This window comes from Uliginosibacterium silvisoli, assembly GCF_036017035.1.
Classification (GTDB): domain Bacteria; phylum Pseudomonadota; class Gammaproteobacteria; order Burkholderiales; family Rhodocyclaceae; genus Viridibacterium; species Viridibacterium silvisoli.
The window spans coordinates 1,828,721-1,845,390 of record NZ_JAYXHS010000001.1; the positions used below are offsets into that span (position 1 = coordinate 1,828,721).

Here is a 16,670-nt window from a genome sequence, read left to right on the forward strand (position 1 = left end):
GAGCGGAGGTGGGCGACGCGATCGAAGTCGAAGCATGGGCATGCGGGCACACACTTCGACTGCGTTGCACTACGCTCGGTGCCAACGGATAGTCGGTGGGCGTGCGGGGACAATCGGAAAGGCATCAAACCGGTTCCTTCTCCGCCTTGCCCGCCATCAACAAACCGATGTCTTCGGCATTGGTCTGCGTCTTGGGTACGGCGGGAGAGAGGCGACCTTCCGACAGTACGGCAATGCGGTCACAGATCTCGAACAGCTCGTCGAGCTCTTCCGAGATCACCAGCACGCCGACGCCGCTGCGTGACAGGTCGATGAGGGTCTGGCGCAGGAAGGCCGAGGCACCCACGTCGACACCCCAGGTGGGCTGCGCGACGATCATGGCTTTGGGCGACTGCATGATTTCGCGGCCGACGATGAATTTCTGCAGGTTGCCGCCGGACAGGCTGCGCGCGGCCGATTGTTCGCCATTGCAGCGCACGTCGAAGCGTTCGATACAGCGCTTGGCGAACTCGCGTGTGGCGGCGTAGTTGAGCAGGCCATATTTCTTCATGCCGCTCTGGCGGTGTGCGGTGAGCATGGCGTTATTGGCCAGCGACATGGAGGGGACCGCGCCACGACCGAGGCGCTCTTCCGGCACGAAGGCGAGGCCCAGATCGCGGCGCTGGCCGGCATCGAGCTGGCCGACCGGCACGCCGTCGAGCAATACCGCGTCGTCGCCCACCGTGTGTTCGCCAGACAGGGCGGCAAGCAGCTCTGCCTGGCCGTTGCCGGAGATGCCGGCAATGCCGACGACCTCGCCGCGCTGCACGCTCAGGCTGATGTCATTCAGCGAGACACCGAAAGGATCGTCGGAGGCTGCCGTGAGATTGCGCACTTCCAGCGCGTTGCCTGTGTCACCTGCATAGTCAGGCGATTGGCATACCGGCAGGTCGCGGCCGATCATCATGCGTGCCAGACTGCCGGTGGTTTCCTCTTTCGGATTGGCGTGGCCCGTGACCTTGCCGCCGCGCATCACCGTAGCGCCATCGCACAGGGTCTGGATCTCGTGTAGCTTGTGACTGATGTAGAGAATGGAGACGCCCTCGCTGGCGAGCTGGCGCAGGGTCTCAAACAGTTTGAGCACGGCCTGTGGCGTGAGCACCGAAGTCGGCTCATCGAGGATCAGCAGCTTCGGGTCCTGCAGCAGGCAGCGCACGATCTCGACGCGCTGGCGCTCGCCGACCGACAGGCTGTGCACGAGGCGGTAAGGGTCCAGCGGCAGGCCGTATTTCTCGGAAACGGTCTTCACGCGAACAGCGAGGGCCTTGAGGTCGAACGGCGCATCGAGTGCGAGCGCGATGTTCTCGGTGACCGTCAGCGTCTCGAAGAGCGAGAAGTGCTGGAACACCATGCCGATACCGAAGGCGCGCGCGGCCGCCGGATTCGGAATCACCGTTTCGCGGCCGTTCCACATCAGCTGGCCTTCATCGGCCTGCACTGTGCCGTAGATGATCTTCATCAAGGTGCTCTTGCCCGCGCCGTTCTCACCGAGCACGGCGTGGATCTCGCCGGGCATGACGGTGAGGCTCACGTCGTTGTTGGCAACGACGCCCGGGTAGCGCTTGGTGATGTGGTGCAGGGCCAGGCGCGGTTCGATCGGCGTTTGCGTCGGGGCTCTCTCGGGCGCTATCGGCTCTTCAGTCATCATGCGTCAATTCCTTTCCCATAGCCCTCTCCTGCATTTGTCTGTGCGTGGTGTGCTCCCTTGCTTGCAAGAGCTGGGCCACGACGGCGATGGCAATGGCCTGTGGCGCCTTGTCGCGGATGCCTGCCACGCCGATGGGGCAGGTCATGCGTGCGAGCTGCGCGGCTGCGATACCTTGTGCGTGCAGGCGGTGCTCGAAGCGCGCCCGCTTGGTGCGCGAACCAATCAGGCCGAACCAGGCGAAGGCATCGCGTTTGAGGATGCGTGCGGTGAGTTCGAGGTCCAGTGCGTGACTGTGCGTGAGGACGAGGAAGAAGCTGTTGGGTGGCGCTTTGTCGACTTCTTCTTCCGGCGCGTCAGTGGCGATGCAGGTGACGTTCGACGGTGTGGCGCCGAAGAGATCGTCGCGTACGTCTACCCAGCGGATGTGCACATCGAGCGTCGCGAGGACATTGACTATGGCAGCGCCGACGTGGCCGGCGCCGAAGAGGGTGATGTTGAAGCTGGGTGGGGTGATGGTGTGGGTGAGGTGCCACGCGGCTTTGGCAGGCTCAGGTGATGTGCTCGTTACAGCAATCGCAGGCGTGTCGCTTCTTGCACCATCCCCCCTCTCCCGGCTCTTCGAGCCACCCTCTCCCTCAGGGAGAGGGAACTGCTGGAGTCGGGCCGGAGCGTTGCCGTTCCCTCTCCCAGAGGGAGAGGGTGCGTCAGTACCGGGTGAGGGGGGATGGTACGTATCGAGACAAGCCCCCGGATTCCGCGCCGCTTCATCCACGCCACATATCGTCCACTGCGACGCAGCATGCGAAAACAGCTCACGCGTCAAAGCCCGACCTCCGTCAATCACGCCAAGACGCTCAATCCACTCCACTCGCGAAGCCCGAGCAATCCGCTCGAACACCAGCCACACCACGCCACCGCAACACTGCCCGAGACTCGCGCCGAGCGACAGGCGCTGCAGCGCAGGCGCCGACGTCGCCTGCAGCAACATCGCCCGCGCGTGCGCCATCGCTTCCCATTCGAGATGGCCGCCGCCAATCGTGTCGACCGTGCGCGTGAGGCTGACCAGCATGCTGGTGCCCGCTTCGCGCGGTGCCGAGCCACGCGTCTGCGCAACCGTCACGAGTACGAGGTCTTCGTGTTCGAGCAGGCCGGGCAGGGCGCGCCAGCAGTTCATGCCGTGGCGTCCTCTGTAATCGCGCGCAGGATGGCTTCTGCCGTCGCCGGAGCCTGCAGCGGCGCCGTGCTGCCACGTGCGGCCGAGCAAGCGTCGCGCAGCGCGAAGAACACGCTGAAGGCGAGCATCAGCGGCGGTTCGCCGACGGCCTTGGATTTGTGGATGGTGTCTTCGACATTGGCGTTGTCGAACAGCTTCACGTTCATCACCGGTGGGCAGTCGCTGGCGGCGGGAATCTTGTAGGTCGAGGGCGCGTGCGTCATGTTGCGGCCTTGCTGTGCGCCTGCCGGGCGGAACCACAGCTCCTCCGTCGTGAGCCAGCCCATGCCCTGAATGAAGCCGCCTTCGATTTGGCCGATGTCGATCGCCGGGTTCAGCGATTTGCCGACGTCATGCAGGATGTCGACGCGCAACACCTTCGACTCGCCCGTGAGCGTGTCGACGGCCACCTCGGCGCAGGAGGCACCGTAGGCGTAGTAGAAGAACGGTTTGCCCTGCAGGGTTTCCTTGTTCCAGTGGATCTTCGGCGTCGAGTAGAAGCCGGAGTCCCACAGCTGGATGCGCGAGCGGTAGGCTTCGATGACCAGTTCGGCGAAGGGCATGCTTGCGCTGCCGCTCTGCACACAATCGTTGGCGAAGACGACGCTGTCTGCGGGCACGCCGTGGTGTTTCGCGAAGAGATCAGTCAGGCGTTGCTTGATCTTGATCGCGGCCGCCTGCGCGGCCTTGCCGTTGAGGTCGGCGCCACTTGATGCGGCCGTGGCCGAGGTGTTGGGCACGCGGCTGGTGTCGGTGCTCGACAGGCGTACCGTGGCCGGCGAGAGGCCCAGTTCGTGGGCGACGATCTGGCGGATCTTCGTGTACAGACCCTGGCCCATCTCCGTGCCGCCGTGCGTGACCAGCACTGTGCCATCGGCATAAACGTGCACGACGGCACCGGCCTGGTTGTAGAGCGTGGCGTTGAAGGAGATGCCGAACTTGAGCGGCGTGAGCGCCAGGCCACGCTTGATGACCGGGCTGCTGGCGTTGAACGCAGTAATGGCAGCGCGGCGCGCGGCGTAGTCGCTGCTCGCGGCGAGTTCTTCGATCATGGCCGGCGCGACGTTGTCCTCGACCTTGGCGCCATAGGGCGTCATCACGCGTTCGTCTCCGGCCGAGTCGCCGTAGAGGTTGAGGCGGCGGATATCGAGTGCGTCGCGACCGAGGTGGCGTGCAATGTCGTCGAGGATGTACTCGATGGCGAACATGCCTTGTGGGCCACCGAAGCCACGGAAGGCGGTATTCGACACGGTGTGCGTCTTGCAGCGCAGGCTCTTCACGGCGACCGCATCGAGGTAGTAGCAGTTGTCGATGTGGCACAGCGCGCGGTCATTCACGGGGCCGGATAGGTCTGCCGAGAAGCCGCAGCGTGAAGCCATCTGCACACGCAGGCCGAGAATGCGACCTTCGTTGTCGAAGCCGACTTCCCACTCGAAATCGAAATCGTGGCGTTTGCCGGTGAGCGTCATGTCGTCGTCGCGATCGAGGCGCATCTTCACCGGGCGGCCGGTTTTCCACACGCCCAGCGCAGCAGCGCAGGCAATCTGCGCGGATTGCGATTCCTTGCCACCGAAACCACCGCCCATGCGCCGGCATTCCACGCTGATCTGGTGGCTGTGCCAGTGCAGCATGTGAGCAACGGCGTGCTGCATTTCGGTCGGGTGCTGCGTCGAGCTGTGCAGGTGCATCGTGTCCTGGTCGCGCGGCAGGGCGTAGGCGATCTGGCCTTCGAGATAGAAGTGCTCCTGCCCGCCGTGATGTGCCTTGCCTTTGAGACGCTGCGGCGCGGCCGCGAGTGCGGCCTCGGCGTCGCCTTTGTGCATGTCGACCGGCGGCAGCACCCAGGATTCGGCAGCGATCGCCTCCGCCGTCGTCAGCATGGCGGGCAGGGCTTCGTATTCAACCTTGGCGAGACGCGCGGCGCGGCGGGCGGCGTCGTGGCTTTCGGCGAGGACGATGAACATCGGCTGGCCATAGAACTGCACGAGGCCGTCGGCGAGGATGGGGTCGTCCTTGATGATGGGGCCGCAATCGTTGAGGCCGGGAATGTCCCTGGCCGTGAGTACGCTCACCACGCCCGGAGCCTGGCGCACTGCATCGAGATCCATGGACAGGATGCGACCATGCGCGCAGGTCGACAGGCCAAAGGCTGCGTGCAAGGTGCCTTGCATCTCCAGCAGATCATCGATGTAGCTGGCGCTGCCGCTGACATGCAGGGCCGCGCTCTCATGCGTGATGGAGAGGCCGACGGTCTTTTCGTCCTGCGTGGCGATGCGTGGTTCGACTGCGTTCATGTCGATACCCTTTTGTAGGGTGGGTTCGCGAAGCAACCCACCTCCGTTGGTGCCCGATGGTGGGTCGCCGCCGCTGTTGCCAACTGCGTCCGAACCCACCCTGCGCGCGTAATGACGTTCATACGTTCAGCTCCTCGATGCGCACGGCATCGCTGCTGGAATAGTCCAGCCACAGTCGCCACAACAGGTTCTGTGCGACCTGCATGCGGTATTCGGCCGAGGCGCGCATGTCAGCCAGTGGCTGGTAGTCACCGGTGAGGGCGCGCATGGCATCGCAGGTGCTCTCGTCGGAGAAGATGCGGCCTGTCAGCGCGGCTTCTGCAGCGGCCGCACGTTTGGGTGTGGCTGCCATGCCACCGAAGGCGATGCGCGCCGCGCTGACGGTACCGTCTTCGGCAAGCGTCAGCGAGAATGCGGCGCACACGGCGGAGATATCCTGGTCGCGGCGCTTGGAGATTTTCCAGGTGCGGAAGAGTCGTTCCGGCCTTGCGCGCGGGATGCGCAGTGCGCGCACGAATTCGCCTTTCTCCATGGCGTTCTTCTGGTACGCGAGGTACAGCGCTTCGAGCGGCATTTCGCGGATGCGCTCGCCTTGCTGTAATACCACCAGTGTGCCGAGCGCGATGAGGGCGGGCATGCTGTCGCCGATGGGCGAGCCGTTGGCCACGTTGCCGCCCAGCGTGCCGGCGTTGCGGATCGGTTTCGAGGCGAAACGCTCGGCCATTTCCGTCCATTGCGGCTCGTCGGCCGTCAGGGTGTCGAAGGCATCGGTGAGCGAAACGCCGGCACCGATCTCGATCCATTTGTCATCGACGGCGATCTGCGCGAAATCCTCGGCGGCGCCGACATAGATGATGTCGCCGAGCTGGCGCAGTTGTTTGGTGACCCACAGGCCGACATCGGTGGAGCCGGCGAGGATGCGTGCATCGGGATGCGCGGCGTAGAGGCTGGCCAGTTCGTCGGTCGAGCGGGGCGCGAAGAAGGTCTGCTTGCCATCGCTGTATTCGAGGGCGGGTTGCGCGGCGAGTTCGTCGAGCGTGCTGCGCAGCGGCGCGCGCGAGAGCTTCACGCAGGGCTTCTGCCAGGCTGCTTGCGCTGCATCGATGATGGGGCGGTAACCGGTGCAGCGACACAGGTTGCCGGAGAGGGTGTCCGTGATTTCATCGCGCGTCGGCGCCGCGTCGCGGCTCTCGCGATTGTTTTCGTAATGCGCCCACAGCGACATGATGAAACCGGGGGTGCAGAAGCCGCACTGCGAACCATGGCATTCGACCATGGCTTCCTGTACAGGGTGCAGCGTGCCATCCGTCAGCTTCACGTCCTCTACGCTGAACAAAGCCTTGCCATCGAGCGTCGGCATGAACTGGATGCAGCTGTTGACGGCTTCGAGACGCACGCCGCCCGGTGCCGCGTCGTCACGACTGCCGACGACTACCGTGCAGGCGCCGCAGTCGCCCTCGCCACAGCCTTCCTTGGTGCCCGTGCAATGGGCGTCTTCGCGCAGCCATTGCAGGACGGTGCGTTGCGGTGACACGCCGGAGACTTCGACGACCTTGCCCCGATGCCAGAAGCGGATTGCGCGTTGGGACATATCTTGCGATGCCTTTTGATGTTTCGGAGTTTGTAGATTCAGGCTAGCACGCGCTATGCCGGTTTATCGTCGGTGCCGGCGATAGGCTTGATCAGCCAACACGGATGTTCCAGCCGGGCTGTCAGTTGCCTGCCGGGCGCCAGAACTGGTGGTGCGGCACGGCGGCTTCGTCTTCGAGCAGTGGGCCGAAGACCTCGACCTGGCGCTGGCCGCGCGTGAAGACTTCGCGGCAGGGCAGGGACAGGGTCGGGTTCTCGGGGTCGTCGCCGGTCAGCGTCAGCAGGCGCTCTTCCGACAGGCCATACACGACGCGGCCGATGCCGCACCAGTAGATCGCGCCGGCGCACATGGCGCAGGGTTCGGCGCTCGTGTACAGCGTGCAGCCTGCCAGTTTCTCCTGCGGAATGATGCGTGCCGCCTGCGCGGCGGCGAGGCGTTCGGCGTGGCAGGTCGGGTCGCCGGTCGGTGGCCTGGAATCATTGAAGCATTCCACCCAGACATTGCCTTCCTGGTCGGCAACGAGGGCGGCAAACGGGTGGCGCTTGCGACTGCGGCTTTCGGCCGACAGTGCAATGGCCTGCCTCAGCAGGCGCATGTCGAGTTCGGTGATCGGTGTGGGCATTTGATTCTCCTGGCGCAATTGTGGCTCGCGCTGCTCGCATTCAGTGCATGGCGCACATATAAGTCTCATAATTCAGTGGCGATGGTATCGCCTCTCTGAGGGGATTAAAGTCCTCTCCATCGCAGATCGCCGGGCGGCTTGCCCGGCATCACTTTTTCCGGAATATCGGAAACAGCGGGTGTCTGTCGTTCATGTTCGTACCACCATCGTCCGACGGGGCTTCCCTCGGATGTCATACAGGAGAGTCGGGATGTCATCATTCTTGAAGGGCTTGAGCAAGACAGTTCGGGTTGCGGGCTGCGCAGCGGCCCTGGCAGCGCTGAGTGCAACAGCCGGCGCGGCCGATCCGGCCAAGGCCGCATTCGTCTACATTGGCCCGACCGGTGACCATGGCTGGACCTACGCGCACGATGTGGGTCGCAAGAAAGCCGAGGAAGAACTGGGTGGCAAGGTCAAGACGAGCTTCGTGGAAAACGTCCCCGAGACGGCCGATGCCGAACGTGTGATCCGCGATCTCGCGGCCAAGGGCAACAAGATCATCTTCGCGACCTCGTTCGGTTACATGAACGCCATGGAGAAGGTGGCGAAGAGTTTCCCCAAGGTGGCTTTCATGCACGCCACCGGTTACAAGAGCGCGAAGAACTTCGGCACCTATGACGTTCGCACGTATGAAGGCGCCTATATGCTTGGCGTCGTCGCCGGCAAGATGAGCAAGAGCGGCAAGCTCGGCGTGGTCGGCTCCTTCCCGATCCCGGAAGTGATCCGCAACATCGATGCTTTTACGATCGGCGCACGCAGTATCAATCCGAAGATCACCACCAAGGTCATCTGGGTGAGCACCTGGTTCGATCCGGGCAAGGAGCGTGAAGCCGCTCTGACGCTGATCTCGCAAGGCGCCGACGTGCTGATGCAGAACACCGATTCGCCAGCCGTCGTGCAGGCTGCTGAAGAGAAGGGCATCTACGCTTTCGGCTGGGATTCGGACATGAGCAAGTTCGGCGCGAAAGCGCAGCTGGCAGCGTCCGTCCTGCACTGGGACATCATTTACAAGCCGCAACTCGAGGCGGTCGCAGCGGGAACCTGGAAGCCTTCACAGATCTGGGCGGGTGTGAAAGATGGCGCAGTGAACATCGAGAGCTTCGGCCCTTCGACCCCGGCCGATGTGAAGAAGCTGGCCGAAGAGCGTCGCGATGCCATCAAGGCCGGCAAGCTGCATCCTTTCACGGGGCCGCTGAAGGACAACACGGGCAAGGAAATCGTGGCGGCAGGCAAGACGCCAACCGACGCTGACCTCGGTAAATGGAACGTATATGTGGAAGGCGTAGAGGGCACAATCCCGAAATAGAACTCGCAATGCAGGGGCTGCGCGCACGTCTGGCGTTGTTGGCTCACTCGCCGTGCTTGAGCACTGCTCTGCGTGAGCCGCCTAGCCAGCCGCGCGCTCGCTCCCTGCCTTGCGGTTCTATTGCGTGCGGTTGTTCCAAAACAAACGTCATTCTCGTGGAGAATGACGTTTTGCATTCCGGGAGCAAATCATGGATGTCCTGAAACGCGCACTGAGCTGCCCCAAGGCCGAACTCCACGTCCATATCGAGGGCACGCTGGAGCCCGAGCTGGCGTTTGCGCTGGCCCAGCGCAACAACATTGCCTTCCCGCATGCCAGTGTCGAGGCGCTGCGCGCGGCTTACGACTTCAGTGACCTGCAGTCCTTCCTCGATCTCTACTACGCCTGTGCCGATGTGCTGCGCACCGAGCAGGACTTCAGCGACCTGATGCTGGCCTACCTGCGCCGTGCGCGTGAAGACAATGTCGTGCATGCCGAGATCTTCTTCGACCCGCAGACGCACACGCCGCGCGGCGTGTCCTTCGAGACCGTGCTGAAGGGGCTGGAGGCAGGCGCTGCCATTGCGGCGGCAGAGTGGGGCATGAGCACGCGGTTGATCCTGTGCTTCCTGCGTCATCTGTCTGAAGAGGATGCGTTTGCAACGCTGGAGCTGGCCTTGCCTTTCATCGACCGCATCCACGGTTTCGGCCTGGATTCGTCGGAGGTGGGGCACCCGCCGTCGAAGTTCGAACGCGTCTTTGCCAAATGCCGCGCGCTTGGCAAGCCGGTCGTGGCGCATGCGGGCGAGGAAGGTCCGCCGGCCTATATCGTCGAGGCGCTGGATCTGCTCAAGGTCAGTCGCATTGATCATGGCGTGCGCGCGGTGGAGGATGCGGCACTGACCCATCGCCTGGCGCATGACCGTATTGCGCTGACCGTCTGCCCGCTGTCGAATGTGCGCCTGTGCGTGTTCGAGAAGATGGAGTTGCACAGCTTGCCGAGCATGCTGGCCGGCGGTCTGTGCATCACCATCAACAGTGATGACCCGGCGTATTTCGGCGGCTACCTTGGCGCAAATATCCGCGCCGTGCAGGCCGCGTTCGCATTCGATGCCACAACCTGGCGGGAGTTTTTCCGCAACAGCTTCGACGCGTCCTTCGTCGATGAAGCGCAGAAGGAGAAGTGGCTGGCGCAAGTGGATGCCCACATGCTGGCGCTGGCCTGAACAGCAGACGTCTCGCGCCTCTGCAAAGAAAACGGCAGCCTGTGGGCTGCCGTTTTCTTTCCGCTTGCCGCCCCTAGAAGGTGTAGCGCAACTGCGCCGCAACGGTCACGGGGTCCTTGGAGTAACGCGGAATCACGATGATGCCCAGTTCAACGGGCTTCCACACCATCATGAGCTCTGGCAGGAGCAGAGCCTTGATGCCGCCCTTGTAGCCGGACACCGCGCCAGCCACCCCGCCAATGCGCAGGGCGCGGTCGTCGGTGCCGAACAGCTTCCATTGCCATTCCTTGCCGGCATATACCGACCAGCGACGGATGCTGTTGTAGTACGTGCCCAGCGTCCAGCCGCCGGGAGCGCGCACGCCGATACCCGTGTTGTGCGGGTTGAGGTCGTCCCGGTTGTCCGAGTGCCAGGATTCGAAGCCGGACAGTACCGCCCAGCCCAGATCCTCGGAAGCATTGGCAGTCGTTGCTGACAGTGGCGAGAACAGCAGTGACAACAAAGCAAGAATATTTTTCATGACAGCATCTCAAAAGTCTCAAGTGCGCGCAGATATGCGGCGTATGAGGCAATTTACGAAGCTGCTCCCGGAAACTTCAGGAGGATATTTTTATGACTTCCGCTAAAGGTAAGAAAGCGGAAGCCATCTGCTACAAGGCTGGCTGGAGCAGGTTGTCAGGTGCTTTGTGGCAGGGGTGCGGATGAGCTTGCGGGCAGGGCGTGCCGCGCAGTGTAACGGCCCGCAGAGCAAGGCGTGGCGCGGGGCTGCATTCAGGTGCCAGTGGCTGTGCAGGGTGTTCCCGTACGGTAAAACCGCGATTCGTGGTGCTGCCGGGACCGGCCTTACTGCGAGCAGGGCGGCGGCAGCAAAATCCATCCACCAGAGCTTCATCCATCCGGCATGTAGGAGTTATTCCTACATTTGACGCAGTGCGGGGCGCGGTGCCGAAGTGCTGCCGGGCTCTCTCACAATTGATTGCAGTCGGGCGATAGAAAATGCGAATCGAGCCCGTTTCGAGGGGTAGAAAACAAGCGGCCTTCTCAGCATGGAGAAGGCCGCTCGTGCTCTACAAGTCCCCGCGAGCGGGGTCATGCAGGATCAGAAGTGGTACTCGGCGCGAATCATCGGCGTCGATGCCAGCGCACCCGGGCCGGCAGCACCCTTGTGAGAGTTGCCGAACTTGTTGTGCCAGTACTGGTATTCGAAGCCCATCTTGAAGGTGTTCTTCGAACCGAGCAGCGCGCCTACGTCGTACATGATCTGGGCGTCGAAGTTGAATTCAGGTGCCGTCGGTTCGCCGAATTCGTTCTTGCCCTTGTCTGCGATGAAGTTCATGAAACCTTCGAACGACAGCCCCACCGGACCGACGTTGAACGGAATGCCCCAGGCCGCCGTCAAGGCAGGGTGGACGTCGTAGGAATAACGCTTCGTCTGCACGCCGGTGAACTTGTTGTACGGGGCATTGCTTTCCCACAGCGCAAGCACGCTGACGGCCAGGAAGCCCGGCACCTTGAAGTTGATGGTCGGGCCGAGCACGAGCATGCGCTTGGCCGAGTTGTAGCCCGCATCGTTCTTGCTGTTGGCGTCGAAGCCAAGGGTAATGCCGTAGCCCGCAAGCGGTCCGGCGCCGAGATCCTTGCCGACGACCTTGCCGATGTCCACCGTATTGCGATAGACCATGTAGATTTCTTGCGCGCCCTGGGTGGAGTTTGGTGCAGCAGGGTCGTTCTTGTCGGACAGCAACAGGTCGACGTTCAGGAAGTTGGTGCCGTACTTGTAGCCGCTGGCATGGCCAAGATTGAAGATGTTCTTGGCGATGTCGGTCGAGCCGAAGGGTTCGGCAAAGCCTGTGCCGTAGCGATAGCCGAGATAGGTGTCGCTCCAGTCAGCCGCTTGAGTATTTGCAGACAGCGACAACAGTGCAGCAGTTACCCCGGTGCTTATGACAGTTGCAACTGTCTTGTGTCCGAAAGATTTCATCTCTTACCTCCGCTAGGATTCAATTGGGTTTCGCCGCAGGCACACATCGGAAGGTGCCTTAACGAACGCAGCTTGATTCTAGGGAGCCCCCTCGCTTGCCCGGCGCATGAGAGGCATACGTAAAACCCTATGTGCCTCAGTGGTGCGCTTTGCCGCGAAATTCATGCACGGTTTCAGCGCTACGACGGAAATTCCGGCTTTGCGAAAACCCTTGTCTGGTGGGTGTTGTGGCGATGCTTACAGCATGTCTCGGGGCTGCGCACTGCAAAGCTGCACGAAATGGCTTGTTTGCAGTGCGCGGGAAAACGTCATTTCACATTCGCGGTATAAACGTTTGCACATGTGCCCGTGGCAAATCCGCAACACATAACAGGGGTATGGCGGCGGAATCAGCGGTCGATGACCAGGCATGCGCCTGCACAGCGCGACACGCAGGGCAGGATGAGCTTGTTACCGGCCTGCTCGGCGCTCGAAAGATAGGCATCCAGATGTTCCGGCGTGCCATCGAGTACATCGCTCAGGCATGCGCCGCACACGCCTTGCTCGCAGGAGCTTGGGATGTCTACACCATGCGCGCGAGCGACGCCAATGATGGACTCGCCCCGCGTCACCTCCGCCTCTATCTTGCTGCGTGCGAAGACGATGCGGAAACTGCCGCTGGGCAGGGCCTCGCCGGAAACAGGTTTCGCGGGCGTAGCTTCGGTGCCGAAGCGTTCGCTGCGTAGTTGCGCGGCAGGTATGCCCGCAGCGGCGAGCGTCTTTTCCACCGCATCCATGAAGGCAGCGGGGCCACAGGTGTAGAACACCGTGCCGGGGCGTCGCGCATGCATGGCGGCAAGTGCACGCAAGGTCTGCAATGTCCCCTCGGCGTCGAGTCCATGATGCAGGTGGCTGCGCTGACTCAGTCTATCGCTGAAGGCTGCATGCAGATTGCTGCGCGCGAAGTAATGCATTTCGCATTCTGCGTGATCCTTCAGTGCGTTGAACATGGCGTAGAGCGGCGTGACCCCGATGCCGCCGGCGATCAGTACATGGGCGGTCGCCGCCATGTCGAGTCCGAACAGATTGCGTGGCGCGGATATCTGCACACGGTCGCCGGGGGCCAGACCATGCATGGCGCGCGAGCCGCCACGTGATTGCGCTTCGAGCTTGACGGCGATGCGATAGCTGCCCGTCTCGCCGGGGTGGTTGCACAGCGAGTAAGCGCGCGTAAGGCCGCCTGCCAGCCGCACCTGGATGTGGGCGCCGGGCGTCCAGTCAGGCAGTTGTTCACCAGGCAGGGGGGCAAGCTCGAAGCTGCGGATATCTTCCGCCTCGATGCGCACGCTGCGGACGAGCGTGTCGATGAAGGAGGGGGCGCTGTTCGACACGGAAGAGGCAACAGGCCGGAGCTGATCGGGCGCGCTGGTAAGGCTCGTGCTCATGCTGCCTCCGCGCGCGCGATGAGTTTCCGCACAGCCGTGCGCGATTGATGGGCCAGCTCGGCCATGTCGAGGCCGGGCAGGGCGCCTTCGCTGACAATCTGTCGGCCGCCCACGAGCAGCGCACGCAGATGCGCTGTGCCACCACTTGCTACCGGGCCGATGGCGGGATCGTGCAAACCGAAGTAGCGCGGGTTGCGTGACAGGTCGTAGATCGCGATGTCAGCCGCCTGACCCGCTGCCAGCGTGCCGGTGCCGGGCAGGCCCAGCACGGCTGCCCCGCCTGCCGTACCCCAGCGCACGACCTCCTCCACGCTTGCCTCGTCGGCACCGGCTTCGCCCGAGCCAGCGCGAAACTTGGGCGTCGCCGCTTCGCCGCCCTTGGCGCGCTGCATGAGCCAGGTGGCGTGAACTTCCGAGATCATGTCGGCCGCCTCGTTGGAAGCCGCGCCGTCGACGCCGATGGAAATGGGTACGCCCGCCGCTTCGAGCGCGCGGATCGGCGCGATGCCGCTACCCAGGCGGCCGTTGCTTTGCGGGCAATGCGCGATGCCGGTACGCGTCGCACCGAGCAGGGCAATCTCGTCCGGATCGAGTTTGACGAGATGGGCGAACCAGACGTCATTGCCGAGCCAGTCGATGGACTCGCAGAAGCGCACCGGGCTGATGCCGTGCGTACCGAACACGCTGTCCTGGTAGGCAACGGTCTCGGAGAGATGCGAGTGCAGGCGCAGGCCGAGCTTGCGCGCCAGCGCTGCGCACTCGCGAAGCTCTTCGGGGCGCATCGAATGCGGCGGCGTCGTCGGTGCCATCACCACGCGGCGCATCGCCGTGGGGGAGGCGTCGTGATAACGCGCGGCGAGGCGCTCCATGTCGGTCATGTAAGCGTCCATGGTTTCAGGTCGCAATGCTTGCGGCAGCTCCGCCTCGAGTTGGCGCGTGATCGTCGCGCCGCCACGGCACAGCACGAAACGCAGACCCAGCGCGTCGGCTTCCTCGAAGAGGATGGCCGAGGTATCGAAGTCCTGGCCGGGGTAGTAGAGATAGTTGTGGTCGGCGACCGTGGCGCAGCCGGACAGCGCGAGCTCGACGAGGCCGATGCGCGCTGCGAGGCGGAAGGACTCTGCATCGAATGCGCCACGGAAGCGGTAGGGCGTTGCCGCCAGCCAGGGTGTGAGCGTCGCATTGATGCCTTGCGGCTCACCCTTGAGCAGCGCCTGGAAGAGGTGGTGATGGGTGTTGATCCAGGCGGGATAGATGACGCAGTCGGTGGCGTCGAGGGTATGCTCGCCGGGAGCTGCGGTGAGTTGGCCAATGGCTGCGATCTTGCCGTCGGTGATGCGGATATCGGGGCCGGCGTGGCGGGCCTTGTCGCCGGGCAAGCCGGTGAGGATGGCGGTGGCGTTCTTGATGAGTAGGGAGGTCATGGCGTTGCCTTCAAATTTTTCTGTGCGACAAGTCTGTGAGTTGGGGCGCGAGCGATTTCCCCTCTCCCGCCCTCCGGGCACCTTCCCCCGCGGGGGAGGGAACGGCTGGAGTCCGCGTGCACGTTGCAGTCCCCTCTCCCTGAGGGAGAGGGTGGCCGTCAGGCCGGGAGAGGGGGAAGGGTACTTATTGGGAGCGATCCAGCTTGAGCGCTGGTGCTAGCCCATCTCACTTTCATGCCAATGCGAGAGAGAGATCTTGGCCAGCCAAGCCATTATCGAGAACAGCATGACGCCCGTAATCGAGATCAGCACCAGCGCAGCAAACAGGCGCGGGATGTTGATCTGGAAGCCCGCCTGCAGGATCTCGTAAGCCAGCCCCGCACCCGTACCGCCTGTACCTGCCACGAACTCCGCGACGACCGCGCCGATCAGTGCGAGGCCGCTCGAGATGCGCAGGCCGCCGAAGAAGTAAGGCAATGCACTTGGAATACGCAGGCGTACCAGTGTCTGCCAGCGGTTGGCACCGTTGAGTCGGAACAGGTTGAGCAGGCCCGGATTCACACTGCGCAGGCCCAGTACCGTGTTGGAGATGATGGGGAACAGGGCCACCAGGGTTGCGCACACCACCAGCGCCAGCGTCGGGTTCTTCACCCAGATGATGATCAGTGGTGCGATGGCGACTACGGGCGTGACCTGCAGCAGGATCGCGTAAGGGAACAGGCTGGTCTCGATCAGTTTGCTCTGCACGAACAGGAAGGCCGCGATGACACCCAGCACGACTGCCGTGAAGAAGGCGAGGAAGGTGATCTTCAGTGTCACGCCCAGCGCGCGCAGCAGGCCGGGGCCGTCGGTCCACAGCGTGGTGAGGATGTCGGTCGGCTTCGGAATGAGGTAGATGGGCACCTTCCATGCGACGCAGAGAATCTGCCAGGCGATCAGCAGGACTGCGCCGACTATCAGCGGCGCGACGATCTTCACGACAGCGGGTTTGTGCAGAAGCGGCGTTTTCATCTTGATGTTCATGACCTTCTCCTAATGCTGGCCGCCGCTGGCGGCGTGCAGGCGTGCCGACAGGTCGCGGCAGTGGTGGGCGAAGCCATCGGACAGGCGGAACTCCTCGTCGCGTACCGGTTCGGGAATCGCTACGTCGGCGACGATGCGACCGGGGCGTGCTGCCATCATCACGACGCGGCTCGACAGGTACACGGACTCGTAGATGCTGTGCGTGACGAACACGACGGTGAGCTGCTGGTTGCGTGCAGCCCACAGCGCGCGCAGGTCGGCATCGAGCTTGTTGCGCGTGAACTCGTCGAGCGCGCCGAAGGGTTCGTCCATCAACAACACATCCGGTTCGGTGACCAGTGCGCGCGCGATGGAGGCACGCATCTGCATGCCGCCGGACAACTCGCGCGGATAGGCTTTACCGAAAGCGCCGAGGCCGACGGGTTCCAATGCTCTCTCGACGCGGGCGTCCGCTTCCGCGCGTGGCACACCGGCGAGGTCCAGTGGCAGGCGCACGTTCGTTGCGATATTGGCCCAGGGCATCAGCGTGGCTTCCTGGAACACCATCGCGATCTTCAGGCCGCTCTTCGCGGGTGTATCCGTACCCAGCCAGCGCAGGTGGCCGTGCGAAGGGGCTTCGAGGCCGGCGTACATCTTCAAGAGCGTGCTCTTGCCGCAGCCCGACGGGCCGAGCAGGGAGACGAAGTCACCGCGCTGGATGCGCAGGCGCACTTCATCGAGGGCACGCGTGCCGTTGCCATAGGTCTTCTCGACACGATTGGCGAAGAGCACGGTGTTCGCATCGGGCGTGAGTCGTTCGCCAAGGTCGCCTGAGGCGTCGTCGGGGGCGATCTCGCTGTATTTCATCAGCATGGAGTCTTCC

At 63.3% G+C, this 16,670-nt stretch carries 13 protein-coding genes; 2 read left to right on the plus strand and 11 right to left on the minus strand.

The window, feature by feature from the left end:
* Window positions 1–124: 124 nt before the first annotated feature.
* The 5 genes from VVD49_RS08320 to VVD49_RS08340 all read right to left on the minus strand — a co-directional run bounded on the left by VVD49_RS08320 (window position 125) and on the right by VVD49_RS08340 (window position 7,407).
* Window positions 125–1,684: an ABC transporter ATP-binding protein gene (locus VVD49_RS08320; RefSeq protein WP_416384894.1), complete on the minus strand. Its 1,560-nt coding sequence runs from the start codon at window positions 1,682–1,684 to the stop codon at window positions 125–127.
* A complete protein-coding gene (xdhC, locus tag VVD49_RS08325) occupies window positions 1,677–2,861 on the minus strand; it encodes a xanthine dehydrogenase accessory protein XdhC (RefSeq protein ID WP_327598674.1) in 1,185 nt (394 codons plus the stop codon). Before xdhC ends, VVD49_RS08320 begins: the two co-directional genes overlap by 8 nt.
* A complete protein-coding gene (gene xdhB, locus VVD49_RS08330) occupies window positions 2,858–5,194 on the minus strand; it encodes a xanthine dehydrogenase molybdopterin binding subunit (RefSeq protein ID WP_327598675.1) in 2,337 nt (778 codons plus the stop codon). The genes xdhC and xdhB overlap by 4 nt, the downstream gene beginning before the upstream one ends.
* 118 nt (window positions 5,195–5,312) lie before the next feature.
* Window positions 5,313–6,785: a xanthine dehydrogenase small subunit gene (gene xdhA, locus VVD49_RS08335; RefSeq protein WP_327598676.1), complete on the minus strand. Its 1,473-nt coding sequence runs from the start codon at window positions 6,783–6,785 to the stop codon at window positions 5,313–5,315.
* A 121-nt stretch (window positions 6,786–6,906) separates the two neighbouring features.
* Window positions 6,907–7,407: a nucleoside deaminase gene (locus VVD49_RS08340; protein ID WP_327598677.1), complete on the minus strand. Its 501-nt coding sequence runs from the start codon at window positions 7,405–7,407 to the stop codon at window positions 6,907–6,909.
* A 250-nt stretch (window positions 7,408–7,657) separates the two neighbouring features.
* On the opposite strand from VVD49_RS08340, the gene VVD49_RS08345 reads away from it, so the two are divergent.
* Together VVD49_RS08345 and VVD49_RS08350 are read left to right on the plus strand one after the other, a co-directional pair.
* Window positions 7,658–8,752: a BMP family ABC transporter substrate-binding protein gene (locus tag VVD49_RS08345; RefSeq protein WP_327598678.1), complete on the plus strand. Its 1,095-nt coding sequence runs from the start codon at window positions 7,658–7,660 to the stop codon at window positions 8,750–8,752.
* A 190-nt stretch (window positions 8,753–8,942) separates the two neighbouring features.
* Window positions 8,943–9,956, plus strand: coding sequence for an adenosine deaminase (locus VVD49_RS08350; protein ID WP_327598679.1), 1,014 nt, complete (start codon window positions 8,943–8,945; stop codon window positions 9,954–9,956).
* 73 nt (window positions 9,957–10,029) lie between these two features.
* Here the strand turns inward: VVD49_RS08350 and VVD49_RS08355 are convergent, their stop codons facing one another.
* The 6 genes from VVD49_RS08355 to VVD49_RS08380 form a co-directional block, all read right to left on the minus strand.
* On the minus strand, window positions 10,030–10,476 hold the full coding sequence (locus tag VVD49_RS08355) for a hypothetical protein (RefSeq protein ID WP_327598680.1): 447 nt from the start codon (window positions 10,474–10,476) through the stop codon (window positions 10,030–10,032).
* Window positions 10,477–11,055: 579 nt separating this feature from the next.
* On the minus strand, window positions 11,056–11,937 hold the full coding sequence (locus VVD49_RS08360) for a hypothetical protein (protein ID WP_327598681.1): 882 nt from the start codon (window positions 11,935–11,937) through the stop codon (window positions 11,056–11,058).
* A 389-nt stretch (window positions 11,938–12,326) separates the two neighbouring features.
* The gene (locus VVD49_RS08365) at window positions 12,327–13,361 is read right to left on the minus strand and encodes a PDR/VanB family oxidoreductase (RefSeq protein ID WP_327598682.1); all 1,035 of its coding nucleotides are present in this window, start codon (window positions 13,359–13,361) and stop codon (window positions 12,327–12,329) included.
* A complete protein-coding gene (locus VVD49_RS08370; RefSeq protein WP_327598683.1) occupies window positions 13,358–14,785 on the minus strand; it encodes an amidohydrolase family protein in 1,428 nt (475 codons plus the stop codon). The genes VVD49_RS08365 and VVD49_RS08370 overlap by 4 nt, the downstream gene beginning before the upstream one ends.
* Window positions 14,786–15,001: 216 nt before the next feature.
* Window positions 15,002–15,808 carry an ABC transporter permease gene (locus tag VVD49_RS08375; protein ID WP_327598684.1) on the minus strand — a complete coding sequence of 269 codons (807 nt, stop codon included), beginning with the start codon at window positions 15,806–15,808 and terminating at the stop codon, window positions 15,002–15,004.
* Between the two features lie 9 nt (window positions 15,809–15,817).
* Window positions 15,818–16,660: an ABC transporter ATP-binding protein gene (locus tag VVD49_RS08380; protein WP_327598685.1), complete on the minus strand. Its 843-nt coding sequence runs from the start codon at window positions 16,658–16,660 to the stop codon at window positions 15,818–15,820.
* Between the last annotated feature and the right edge of the window lie 10 nt (window positions 16,661–16,670).